The organism is Paenibacillus sp. LPE1-1-1.1, assembly GCF_040676435.1.
In the GTDB taxonomy this organism is placed as follows: domain Bacteria; phylum Bacillota; class Bacilli; order Paenibacillales; family Paenibacillaceae; genus Pristimantibacillus.
Genome location: NZ_JBEGHY010000046.1, coordinates 24702 through 37230, shown reverse-complemented (window position 1 = coordinate 37230; position 12529 = coordinate 24702). Strand labels below are relative to the sequence as shown.

The 12529-nt window shown below is 49.9% G+C and carries 11 protein-coding genes; 7 read left to right on the top strand and 4 right to left on the bottom strand.

Annotated features, from left to right (window positions below; all coding sequences use genetic code 11):
• Window positions 1–50: 50 nt before the first annotated feature.
• Window positions 51–191: a hypothetical protein gene (locus MRBLPE1_RS30960; RefSeq protein ID WP_364153768.1), complete on the bottom strand. Its 141-nt coding sequence runs from the start codon at window positions 189–191 to the stop codon at window positions 51–53.
• Window positions 192–669: 478 nt separating this feature from the next.
• Between MRBLPE1_RS30960 and MRBLPE1_RS30955 the strand changes: the two genes are divergently transcribed.
• From MRBLPE1_RS30955 to MRBLPE1_RS30945, 3 genes are all read left to right on the top strand, one after another.
• Window positions 670–4461 (top strand): DUF5724 domain-containing protein, encoded by a 3792-nt coding sequence (locus tag MRBLPE1_RS30955; RefSeq protein WP_364153765.1) that lies wholly within the window; start codon window positions 670–672, stop codon window positions 4459–4461.
• A 73-nt stretch (window positions 4462–4534) separates the two neighbouring features.
• Window positions 4535–5068 carry a type 1 glutamine amidotransferase domain-containing protein gene (locus MRBLPE1_RS30950; protein WP_364153762.1) on the top strand — a complete coding sequence of 178 codons (534 nt, stop codon included), beginning with the start codon at window positions 4535–4537 and terminating at the stop codon, window positions 5066–5068.
• A 235-nt stretch (window positions 5069–5303) separates the two neighbouring features.
• A complete protein-coding gene (locus MRBLPE1_RS30945; RefSeq protein ID WP_364153759.1) occupies window positions 5304–5933 on the top strand; it encodes a hypothetical protein in 630 nt (209 codons plus the stop codon).
• Between the two features lie 93 nt (window positions 5934–6026).
• Here MRBLPE1_RS30945 and MRBLPE1_RS30940 read toward each other — a convergent pair whose 3' ends face one another.
• Entirely contained in the window at window positions 6027–6842 is an 816-nt protein-coding gene (locus MRBLPE1_RS30940; protein ID WP_364153756.1) for an alpha/beta fold hydrolase, read from the bottom strand.
• A gap of 119 nt (window positions 6843–6961) precedes the next feature.
• On the opposite strand from MRBLPE1_RS30940, the gene MRBLPE1_RS30935 reads away from it, so the two are divergent.
• Complete coding sequence (locus MRBLPE1_RS30935; protein WP_364153754.1) at window positions 6962–7648, top strand: M50 family metallopeptidase; 687 nt, start codon at window positions 6962–6964, stop codon at window positions 7646–7648.
• A 21-nt stretch (window positions 7649–7669) separates the two neighbouring features.
• Window positions 7670–8488: a PPK2 family polyphosphate kinase gene (locus MRBLPE1_RS30930; RefSeq protein ID WP_364153751.1), complete on the top strand. Its 819-nt coding sequence runs from the start codon at window positions 7670–7672 to the stop codon at window positions 8486–8488.
• Window positions 8489–8548: 60 nt separating this feature from the next.
• Here MRBLPE1_RS30930 and MRBLPE1_RS30925 read toward each other — a convergent pair whose 3' ends face one another.
• Together MRBLPE1_RS30925 and MRBLPE1_RS30920 are read right to left on the bottom strand one after the other, a co-directional pair.
• Entirely contained in the window at window positions 8549–9217 is a 669-nt protein-coding gene (locus MRBLPE1_RS30925; RefSeq protein ID WP_364153749.1) for a PspA/IM30 family protein, read from the bottom strand.
• A gap of 78 nt (window positions 9218–9295) precedes the next feature.
• Complete coding sequence (locus tag MRBLPE1_RS30920) at window positions 9296–9511, bottom strand: PspC domain-containing protein (RefSeq protein WP_364153746.1); 216 nt, start codon at window positions 9509–9511, stop codon at window positions 9296–9298.
• 320 nt (window positions 9512–9831) lie between these two features.
• Here MRBLPE1_RS30920 and MRBLPE1_RS30915 point away from each other — a divergent pair, with 320 nt between their 5' ends.
• Complete coding sequence (locus MRBLPE1_RS30915) at window positions 9832–11127, top strand: outer membrane lipoprotein-sorting protein (protein WP_364153743.1); 1296 nt, start codon at window positions 9832–9834, stop codon at window positions 11125–11127.
• 148 nt (window positions 11128–11275) lie between these two features.
• Window positions 11276–12460, top strand: coding sequence for an alanine racemase (gene alr, locus MRBLPE1_RS30910; RefSeq protein WP_364153740.1), 1185 nt, complete (start codon window positions 11276–11278; stop codon window positions 12458–12460).
• Window positions 12461–12529: the final 69 nt, after the last annotated feature.

Sequence of the window (12529 nt, the reverse complement as noted above, 5' to 3'; positions counted from 1 at the left end):
TTATTCTAGTGAATGAGTTAAAGCAATAATAGCGAACTTCGTGCTGGTTTTTAGCACCAAAATCTCTCAGGCCAATCACTTCCATAAATCGTTGGAAAAAGAGCAAACAGGAACAACGCACTGTAAACTGCTTTTAAGCGGGTATGCTTTTTAAGTTTTGACCAAAATCCAACCTGGGTATCTTCACTCATTGTAATCCCATCCTTTTGATTATAGTGGCCATACGGCAATCCCTAACGTATAACAAGAAAAACAGAATAGAGCGAAGGTTCAATTCTGTTTATGTGGAATATTTTACCACAAAAGGATTGCATATGTAACCTATTAATCTATCTATACGCATGTTTGATATAGAAGCTGCTGTGGCAGGTGTTGAAAAAACGCCTCCCGGCAGCTTCTTTTTTACAACGATGATGGCTTGCAATTAACTTGGATCACCCGCTTGGAAACGAATTTCCTTAATAGGGTGCGATGTGCGTATAAAAATATTTCCTAAACGGGAGTTTCAGCTGTGTTAAATATGATCATAACGGTTAAAAGCTTAAGTAAGAGAAAAAATATCTCGACCGTTTGGCGTGGCAGCTATCGGAGCCTCTGCAGACACTGAGGTCGTTTGATTATAGATTACGTATCCGTAAATGGCAGTACCATGCTAAGGAGGCAGTGAAAATGGAGAGAGCGGAACAAAAGCTGTATTTTCAAGACATGAAGGATAAAGCGGCTGTCATTTCGCTTTCCGATTCGCATCAGCGATTGGCGTTTTTACTTATCCAATTAAGCGAGCGCGGATACAATGACAATGAAATCAATGCCGAGATCAAGGAGCAGCTGCTTGTTTTGGCCTCGGAAGAGGAGCAGCCGCTGTTTGAGCCGCTCGTTGCCATAATTGAAGAGCTGCTGGATGACGGGTATGCTAGTGTATTTCGATATATAGCCGAGCATGCCACAGAATATCCTTACAGCACCGGATACGCGCGCAGGCCTTTCCGGACGAAGGAGCAGCGTTTGCACCTGGACCGGCTGCTAACCAAAATGATTTCCTTATTTTATTTGCATGCACGGGATTTTTCGGCGACGGATTATTTGGTGAATTCAAACAACATATCGGAAAATGAGCATCAATTTCCTGCCATGGCGATCGCCGATATCATTGCATACGGAATCGACGACGGGAATGAAGCGGTTATCCATGCGGTAAAAGAAATAATATATGGCGATAACAATACGGCTTTATTGTCCCGAAGCATGATTTCGGGCATTTTCCTCAGTCACAGCTGCGAGGCTTATCGCATGATGGGAGAGCTCCTTGCTGCAGCAAGGCTGCAGGAGGGTTTGCGGCAAAGCATCGTCGAAGCGATGGATGAGGGAACAATCGACGCCATGATCTATATGATGGAGATTGTTAACGAGCATGATCTCATTCGCTACAGCTCCGTTATTCGGGCTTTGGATGTCTGGACAGGTCTCGGTCTCGAAGCTTCGAATGCTAAGGCAGCAAGGCAAAATATGGCCTATGCCGCGCAGTGCCTTGCGGATCCCGCTGTTTTACGGCAAGGGCTTGCGAGCAGTGACGTCAATGAGCTTTATTTGAGTCTGTGGGCAACGGCCGTACATGAGGAGAAGCAGCTTTATGAGCAAATCAGCCTCATTATGGCTAGCGACGAGGACGATCGGAAAATTGTCGCGCAGTACATGCTGGCACAGTCGCAAAACGAGGATATTCGATTCTTGATTGCCCAGGATTGGCTGGGCGAGCAGCATAGAGAAGTGCAATATTGGGTTGTGATGAACTATACCTTCGACTACTCCTATACCTGGGAAAGCGATCCGAAAGGTACATACACGCGGCTTGTGTTCAGAAAATCGGTGCTGCTTGCGGAGAAAACGGTGCGGAGGCGGCAATTCGGGCAATTCATGTCGATGCTGGGCGGCATGCCCTTGAAGGATAGCGAAGAAAGATCCAGGGTGTTTCAATGGGTCGACTATACCTTCTCGGCGGACATGATTATTCGTAAGCTCCTCTATTTGACCGCTTATGATATGGATCAGGAATGGCTGGCGGAGATTTTCGCTTTGAAGGATAGGCTTAGCCAAGATATGAGAGGCGAGCTGCTCAAATTTTTTATCAATGATCCGTCCAGCAGCGCCCAGCGCTCCTTTCTGATGGCATGCTTATCGGATAAAAGCATGACCAACCGCGAGCTCGCTTTGCAAAAGGCGGCCAAGCTTGAGCTTAGCGATGATGAAATCGATACAGTGGCGTCGCTGCTTAAGCTGAAGACGGGCACGCTTCGGCAAGGGGCGATCGGTCTGCTGCTGAAGCAATCGGCTCATCGGCTCGAAGCCGTGCTCGCCCTGCTGCTGCAAAGCCGAAACGAGCTTCAGCGCCTGGCGGCGCTTGAGCTGCTGACGGAAATGAAGGATGAGCCCGCGCTCGCCCAGCTCTCGAGCGCCATGAAGGATGAGGTCGATTTAATCGAAGAGCCTTCCGACAAGGAACGGCTGTTGATTGCGAAGCTGAAGCAGCAGACGGTCTATACGATTAGCAACGGTCTCGGCTTGTTTAATCCGGAAAGTGTCCAGGAGGACCTCTCTAGAAATGAACGGCTGCCGATGTCTGCGCTGCAAGAGGGCAAACGTTATTTTAACCTGACGATTGAGCAAATCAGCGGCTTTATTAAGGGCTTGGCAGAGCTTGTTCATCTTCATCGCGATCATGAATACGAAACGACAGATCATTCAGGCGCAAAGGTGACGCTGCTTGTTGGAGCCAAGCTGACGAGCTTTCAATGGCGAAAGGAGCCGAATGAGGACATGCCGGTTCTAGATCGGTATCCGCTCGCGCACGTATGGGCGGACTATCTGGAGAACAGCGGCTTTGGGCCGTCTGAGCTGCAGCAGCTGCATTTCTTCCGCTCGGCGGAATCGCTTTACCGGTATTATTACGGGGAGCAGGAGCGCTGGCACGCAGCTGATTATGAGCCGGCCGAGGGCTGGCGCAAGGAGCTGCTTGATCAGCTGTATCCGATGGAGCTGCTGCGCGAGACGTATCTGCTAACTGAAAACGTTCCTTACCGCATGCAGGTTTATGAAATCGTCAGCGCTTATCTGAGCGAAAGCCGCGGGAAAAAGCGGTTTGACGCAGCGGACCATTTCCTTCGCTTGATCCAATGCTGCTTTCCGGCCGAGCGCGTAAAGGAAGAGGGCAGGCTCCTTGATTTGTTCACGGAATTCTGGAGAAAGGAGCTTCGCGCAAGCAGCGCCGACGATGCATCCTTCGCCCGATTATTCCGATCTTTTTATGCGTTGTATGAGATGTTTGGCTTCGAGAAGCAGCTTCTGGACACGATGGATTTTGCCCGCGCATTCTGCTTGGGCATCATCGATGAGAATGGGCTGCTTAAGGAGTTCGTTGCAAGGCCGCATAGCAGCAGACATATCAGACAGCTGACGAACCCGAAAAGCAAGCTGAATAAACAATATCCGCAGTTGAATACGGTTAAAGAATCGGTGATGCGGCGTATACTCGAGCTGGAGCTGGATCGCGGGGATTTGGCCTCCGAGGTAACCCATCTGGCGACGAGCATTCAGTATTTAGAGGGCATGAACGACTTTATTTCCATATTGAAAGGGCTGGACAAGGAATCTTTCGTTCGGGGCTATCTTTACGGCTATGGCAAAGATATTACCCGGAAGGAGTCGTTCAGCCATCTGCTTAAGGTATGCCATCCCCGGAAGGACGAGGACGAAGCAGCGCTGCGGGAGCTGCTGCAGGACAGCGGCATTTCAGAGACAAGGCTGCTGGAGGCCGCGATGTATGCGCCTCAGTGGGTTGAGCCCGTATCCGGCTATCTAGGCTGGAGCGGCCTGCGGAGCGCAGTCTGGTTCTTCCATGCGCATATTAATGAATCGCTTTCGGCTGAGAAGGAGACGATCGTTGCGCAATATTCGCCGATTGCGCCGCAGGATTTCAACGATGGCGCATTTGACATCGAATGGTTCAGGCAAGTGTATAGCGAGCTTGGGGAGGAACGCTTCCGCCTGCTTTACCAATGCGCGAAATACATCACCGCGGGAGCAAACCATCGGCGGTCGCAGCTGTTTACGGACGCCGTGCTTGGACGGCTGAACGCGGGCGAGCTCGAAGCCCAGGCTGCGGAGAAGCGGAACATGGATCTTCTGCTTAGCTACAGCCTGCTGCCTTGGAGCGGGGAAAAGGAAGATAAGCGCGAAGTGCTTGCGCGTTATTCCTTCATTCAGCAATTTTGGAAGGAAAGCCAATCGTTCGGTGCCCAGCGGAAGGCAAGCGAGGAGAAGGCAGCTTGCATCGCGCTGGAAAATCTTGCGCGCAATGCGGGTTATGCAGATGTCATCCGCTTAACCTGGGATATGGAAGACAGGAAGCTGGACGGGCTTCAGCTATATTTTGAACCGCATGCGCTGGATGACGGTAAGCTATGAGGAAGGCCTTGCTTCAAATCATGTCAAAAAGGGTATAGTACAACATGGTATGAATATGGAAAGGAGTGTGCAAATGATAACGCAAGCAAAGAAGGTAGCATTTCTGCTGGCCAATGATTTTGAAGATTCCGAGATGAAGAACCCTTATGATGAAATGGTGAAAAATGGCCACGAGGCCGTTATTATTAGCTTAAACGGCAACGAGGAGCTCAAAGGCAAGAAGGGAACGATTTCATATACCTCCCATATGGGCATTGAGGAAGCGAATGCGGATGATTACGCCGCTGTCATTATTCCGGGAGGCAAATCGCCCTCGCATCTGATGGATAACGCGGCAGTGCAAGCTTTCGTCCAGAAGGCCGATCAGGCCGGCACGACGATTGCGGCGATATGCCACGGTCCGCAAATCTTGGAGGCGGCCGGTCTGCTGAAGGGCAGAACGCTGACAGCGTATCCGGGACTTTCCTCGGATATTGAAGCAGCTGGCGGGAATTTCGTCGATAAAGAGGTTGTTGTTGACCGCAATTTGGTCACGTCCCGGACGCCGGAGGATGAGCCTGCTTTTATCCGCGAAACGATCGATAAGCTGGGCGTAAACGCTTGGTAATTTAAGGGTTATCAATCGTATTCGAAATAGGGAAAAGACAAAGCTGGCTTCGGATCTTAGCGGATTCGAGGCCGGCTTTTTTGTATTTGGAACTAGCCTTGATCTAGTCTGGATAAGCACCAGCTGATGGGCAGAACAGTTGAATTGTCTATTGCAGTGAGGTGGGGTATACTTCAACTTATACATAAGACAAGCATAGGCTTTTGGCGTTTGAAATAATTAAGGAGGGGTGCTTATGCAAGGTTCTACGCTAGACGGACAGGTAGACCAAGCAGGCAGACCGTCCTTACGTGTGAGCCGGTCTTCCCTGATTGACAACGGCATGCTGACTTTGCAGGCCTGGGGAGCGGATCATATTTGCAAGGTTTGCATTGCGAACAGCGGCTCATGCTGCCGGGATTGCCGGCATCTATCGGATGGCGTGGGATGCCAGCTTCGCAATACGAGCTGTACCGCATGGCTCTGCGGATTTCATAAATACTTATTATACGAGGTAGGCCAATTGGAGAATTGGCAGGCGTTCTGGAAGCAGGTGCCGGGCCAGGATTACCGGGGGGATTCTACGCCTGATCAGATCGCTATTCATAAATCGTTACACAGACCGGGACAAACGATGGATCATTTAGGCGAGGCGCTTGCGGCGGATTTGCTGGATATGGCGCGTTCGCATGTCTCTGTCGGATTGATTATAACGCTTAGAGAAAAACTCGATAGAAACATCGATCAGCTTCAGCTGGAGAAGCAGGACCAAAAACGGATAACCAGGCTCAAAAGAAAAATAAAAGTGCTGTCGGGCGATTTTCAGCGCTTTCACCATTTGTTAAATAAATATTACCAGGAGCTGGCTGATGTTTCAGCGCCGTAACAAATAAAGAGGAGCCGATTAAAACAGCTCCTCTTTATTTGCTTATATAACGATTTTCGCCACAGAAGATGGCGTCAGCCGTTTACCGCTTGTTTACTTCAAAAACTCCAGCAGCTCTTCATTAAATCTAACCGGCTCATCATAAAGCATGCCGTGGCCGCTTTGCTCGAACGTAACGAGAGTCGAGCCGTCGATGCTGTTCAGCATCTCCTTCGCGAATTCCGGCGGGCAGATCTTATCGAGCATGCCATGGAAAATCGTCGTTTTCGCTTTAATTTGCAGTAAGTCCGCTCGGAGATCTTCATCGCGCAGCGATTCGAACGTACGGACGGTCCCCCAGGCAGACGCTTCTAGGCCTAGCAGCTGAAGCCAATCCTTAAACGGCTCGGATATCGGATGCTGAGCGGTATTCGCGAGAAAAAGCTCGCCAAAGCCGCGCAGCATCTCCGGACGGTCTTTCTTGACGGCGGCGATTTGCTTATCGGCTTCCTCCTGCTTCATCCCAAGCACGTAATCGTCCCGCTGCGTGAAGGAAGGGGCGGCTGCGCCGAGCAGCGCAAGCTTTTGGATGCCATAGCCGCCATGGCGCGCCATGTAACGGACGGCTATGGCGCCGCCTACGGAGAAACCGACAAGAAAGGCATGCTCCAGCCTAAAATAATCGATGACCGCCTTCACGTCATCGGCAAGCCGGTCATAGTCGTAGCCGCTTGCCGGAGCGCTGGATTTGCCGAAGCCGCGCTGGTCAATGCCGATGCAGCGGTATCCCTGCTCCGACAGCAGCGTGAACTGATATTCAAACATTCGGCTGTTCAGCGGCCAGCCATGCAGGAAGATGACTGGGATGCCGGAGCCGATATCCTCAACGTAGAGTTTAACTTTTCTCTCAACCTCAATATAATGTCCCATCGTATCTCTCCTCTTCGCGATTATTGTTTATTCTTACCCAATTAAGCAGCTTTTGAAAAATAAATCTTTTTACCGCGTATGAAGGAGTACAATGGTGACAAGAGATTGGAGGCTAAAGTATGTTTTCTTGGCTAAGAATGGCGCTTATTATTATCGTCACTACCTTTCTGACGCGGTTCATCCCTTTTTCGGCATTTTTTCAAAATGTGAATACATTGGTCCATGAGCTTGCCCATGCAGTAGTAACCTTGCTGCTTAAAGGCAGCGTCATGCATATTTATTTGTACGCGGACCAAAGCGGAATAACCTATACCTCCTATACGGATAACTGGATGCTGATTCCGATTGCGCTTGCCGGGTATATGGGCTCCGCATTGTTCGCACTGCTGCTTTTCTATCTCCATGCGCGAGGGAAAGGGAGCTTCGGCTTAGCTTGTATTGCGGTTGCCGCAGCGGCTGCGCTCGCGCTTTTTGTACGGAACAACTACGGTATGGCATGGAGCGCCGGCTTTACGGCATTAACGGCCGTTATTTATTTTGCCGCGCCAGGCTGGCTGCGAAGCGGATATTATTTACTCATCGCTTTTATTTGCCTGGTGGAATCTATCATTAGTCCATTTATTTTGCTTTACCTTGCTGTTACTGACCCTGCTTCAGCCGGCGATGCAGCCAGCTTGAGCCAGTCCACATTCGCACCGGCTTTCGTATGGGCGGCCTTGTTTTGCGGCTTCTCGCTTTGGTGCGCCAAAATAGCCGTGGGCTATTTGTTTAGACGAAGAGCGTCAGGGATACAAATAAGTAAATAGACATGGGAAGGGCGTGAGGATATGTCTAAAAGCTACAAGCTGCCTGAGCAGAAAAAGGTATCTTTGTCAGCTATTGATCCAAAAGATACGGGACGCTTTCACAATAAGGAAGAGGTCTTGCAGGAAATAAAGGGGCTTGAGCAGGAGCTGGAAGCGCTGCAGGAGAAGCTCGTTGCGAGTAAAGAGCATGCGGTTTTGTTTATTTTTCAGGGGATGGATTGCAGCGGAAAGGACGGAGTCATCAAAAAAGTGTTTGCCGGACTTCATCCGCAGGGCATATCCGCCCATAGCTTCAAGACGCCGTCGGAGGAGGAGGCTCAGCATGATTTTTTGTGGAGAGCTCACCGGGCTGTACCCGCCCTTGGACAGATCGCGGTCTTTAACCGTTCCTATTATGAGGAAGTGCTTATTACAAGAGTCCATGGCAAGGTGTCTGACGAGCTGGCGAAGCAGCGGTTTAAGCATATCAACCATTTTGAGAGGATGCTGACGGACAGCGGCGTTAAGGTGGTCAAAATCTTCCTGCATATTTCGAAGGAGTTTCAGCTCGAGAAGCTTATCAGCCGGATCGAGGACACGGGCAAAAACTGGAAATTCGATCCTTCCGACCTGAAGGAACGGAAAGCTTGGAATCAGTATAGCGAGCTTTACGAGGAGCTGTTCGAGAAATGCAGCAAGGCCGCGCCCTGGTATGCTGTACCCTCCGACAACAGGTGGTACCGCAATTATGCCGTATTGCGCATCGCCGTGGACGTGCTGCGAAGCCTTGATTTAAAGGAGCCGCCCGCTAATCCCGAGCTTCAGCCGCTGCTTGCGAAGCTTAGGATGGAAGAGGCTTAGCAAGCAGATAGAAAAGGGGCTTTCCCATGGGAAAGCCCCTTTCTTATTTTGAAATAAAGGTTAGCTGCTGCCAGTCTTTTTTTGCAGAAGCCGCTTCAGCTCATCATCGATCCGCGAATTTCGCAGTTCCTGCTGCTGATCATGGCCTTGCACGCTTGGATCTGAACCGTACCGTCCTTTGGCAAGCTCAAGCTGGGCTTCGCGTTCCATTAGCTTCTGTTCAATCCGGTCAAAACCTCTAGAGGCGGAGCTTTCATGCCAAGGTGCCGCTGAATATCCGGATGCCTTGGATGTCTGCTCCATACGGGCGATTAGCTCCGTACGTTTTGTTTGAAGACGCGTTTTTTCTTCCTTCAGGGCCTCAGCACGCAGCCCTAGCTCAATGGCAGCTTGCTCCGCGAGCTTCAGCAGTCCCAGCGTCTCTTCCGCTTGGTCCAAATAAAGCAGCTTTGCCTCAAGCGCTGTACGGGCTTCAGGCTCTCGTCCCTCGATCGCCGCTTGCTCCGCTTTTTTCTCATAGTCATTCGCTTGCTCTTTCAGCTCGGGGAGTTTTGCCTGCATAATACGACCCTGTGCCTGCTGCCGTGCAGCTTCACGCTCGGTGCTGGCAATTTCCTCTTCCAGATCTCTCAGATATTGATTAAGCATGGTCACCGGATTTTCTATCTTGTCCAGCACCTCATTCGTCGCGGCTTTCGTCATGCTGACAACACGCTGTAAAATTCCCATTCCGTCATCTCTCCTCAAATTGTTTTTAGTATAAGTATCTATAGCTCCAGCTTATCTATCGACTACTGCCGTATAGGTTTAGTAGTGGTTGACGTACCTGAAATCATTGCTCGTCGCTTTTGGTACAAACAGCGTGGCGATGAAATAAGCCAATATGACGGCTCCGAAGCTGAAAAATGCGGCAATGACGACCAGCATCCTTACGATGGTAGAATCGATGCCAAGCCATTGTCCAATACCTCCGCAGAGACCGGTTAGCTTGCTGTCCGTAGTTGATCGAAATAATTTTTTCATTTTTATCATCCTTTCGTTCTGCTCATCTATGTCCTTATTTTAGTATGCGCATGAGGATTGCGTAACGGTCCGTGGTCTGTTTTGGAAACTAGGCTTAAGGCGGGCCTTAGTGCGACAAACGACGGGGAAGGGAAGCGGAATCAAGCTTAATAGAGAATTATTAGTAGAAAAGCGCGACACGGGCGCGATTTTCCGGTTGTATTAACCTCCGGTATGAACTTGTTTTGTAGCCAAGCTGCAACTAGTCCGCATAATTGGTCAAGTCCCCTCATAGACATGTTATCAGCCAGTAAAAAACAATGTGCAGAGGGGATGATTACATGCGTCGCATGACATGGACCGCGGCAATATTATTATGTTTTTCATTAGTACTAGCAGCTTGCGGAACGAAGGACGCCGAGTCCGTGGTTAAGGAGCTCGACAAAGTAGTAAACAGCATGGAGAGCTATCAAGGAAGCGGCACGATGACGCTGCGGACGGGGCAGCAGCCACTCGAGTATAAAGTAGAAGTATCTTATCAAAAGCCGCAATACTATCGGATCAAGTTGACGAATGAAGAGAAGGACATTACACAAATCGTGCTTCGCAATGACGACGGCGTATTCGTTCTCACACCGAAGCTGAATAAAGTTTTCCGCTTCCAAAGCGATTGGCCGCAAAATCAAGGCCAAGTGTACTTGTACCAAACGCTTATCCAAAGCATTCTCGTTGATAATTCCCGGCAGTTTGTGATTGATGAAGACAACTATGTATTCGATGTCATGGCTAACTATAATAACGGTTCGCTTGCCCGCCAAAAAATTTGGCTCAATAAATCGGACTACAAGCCGGTTCAGGTAGAAGTCAGCGATACGAATGCAGCCGTAATGGTCGAGGTCAAATTCGATACATTTGATTTTGGACCGAAATTCGACAAAGCCGTGTTCGAGACGGAAGCGAATATGAAAGCAACGCCTTCCAGTCAATCTACAGAAGAACCAACCATGACAGAGCCGGATGAAGGCAGCACGAACGGTACAGCAGACAACGCGGTAAACAATGCAGATGCTAATGCGGATGCTAATGCAGATGCAGGAAATAACGCAGACGCTAATGCAGGTACTAATGAAGATGCAGGAAATAACGCAGACGCGGACGCGGATTCCAATGCGGATAATAGCGGAAATAAAACGGATAATAACAGCGCTGTCGATGGTGACGATCAGACGGACAACAGTGGGAATGCAGCTGAAAATGAGGGTGATGATGCAGCGACCGGGGCTAAACCGGATGAGACTGCTGATTTTACCGCAATGAAACCGTCGTACCTGCCAGACGGCGTTAACGAGCCGGAGCTTGTTGACATCGTGTTTGGCGGCAACCCTGGCCTGATGCTTCGTTATTCAGGCGATTACAGCTACACGCTTATTCAAACGGAGCCAAAAGACCAAGCCGCTTCCATCGTTCCCGGCATGATGGTGGATCTCGGTTTCACGATGGGTCAGCTTAGCGGCGATGAGCAGCAGACGCTGGTTTGGACCTATGAGGGCCATCAATTCCGTCTCACCAGCGCCAATCTTCCTGAATCCGAAATGATTAAGGTGGCGCAGTCGGTACAGGGAGAAATCGGGAAATAAATAGGATAAACAGACGATTTTCCAAGACGTACTAGCCATTTTCGGGGTTCGTTTCATTGACAGTCTCAGCGGCAGGGTTTAACATTATTCCTATTGATGTTTGCTGCTCGGACTGTTGTGGCTGCCAGTAAAGGAGAAGGTGAACGGCTTGGATTCGTATTACCGCCCGACAAGGGTTGAATTGTCACTAGATGCATTAAGACATAATTTACAGGCTTTTCGTAACGCAATTCCTCAGGATTGCAGGCTCATGGCCTCCGTAAAAGCGAATGCTTACGGACATGGCGCGGTTGAGGTCGCGCGGGAAGCGGAACGCTTTGGCGTAGACTATTTAGGCGTTGCTTTTCTGGACGAAGCATTGCAATTGCGCTCGGCAGGCATCCAAACCCCGATTCTTGTACTAGGATTCGTGGCGGCGGATGCTTTGTCTGTCGCAAGGAGCCATGATGTTACGATAAGTCTCTTTCGCGATGATATTATCGAAGCGGCTGCAAAGCTGCCGCCTGACAGCAGCGGCCGCAAATTAAAAGTGCACATTAAAATGGATTCCGGCATGGGCCGGTTAGGCGTGATCGGCAAGGATGCGGTCCTGTCCTTTATCCAGAAAGCCATGCAGGTGCCTCAGCTTGAAGTTGAAGGTTTGTTTACGCATTATGCGCGCGCAGATGAGGCCGACAAGAATTATACGATGCTGCAATACGACAGATTTCGTGAAGTGGCAGAACATATCGAGCAGCAAGGCTGGCCAATTCCCATCATTCATGCAGCGAACAGCGCTGCCGGAATCGACACGCCGCAATGGGCGGGAGGCATGCTGCGTCTTGGTGTCAGCATGTACGGCTTATATCCGTCCGATGAAGTGAATCGGCAGCGCATAACGCTCGAGCCGGTGATGACGCTTAAGACGGAAGTCGTCATGGTGAAAACAGTGCCTGCAGGCTGGGGAATCAGCTACGGTACGCGTTATTTCTCGAAAGGGGAAGAACGTATCGGAACGCTGCCAATAGGTTATGCAGACGGGTACAGCCGTATGCTGACGGGCAAAGCCCAGGGGTTAATACGCGGCGTGAAGCTTCCAATACTCGGTACGATATGTATGGATCAATGCATGATTGCGCTTGATGCTGCGGCTTCGGATACAGCGCTGGCCGTTGAGCCGGGCGAAGAGGTCGTGCTTATAGGCCGCCAAGGCGAATCGGTTATAACGGTGGAAGAAGTGGCAGATCAGCTTGGCACGATAAACTATGAAGTAACCTGTATGCTTGCTGCACGTGTACCTCGTATTTATATTAACGACGGCCGAGTTACAGCCATTCAAAACCCCATAGCTTAGACATAATTTGAATTGGTAATTGTTTCATTTTACAATTTTTCGTAAATGAAGAGGATTTTCGCCAAATAC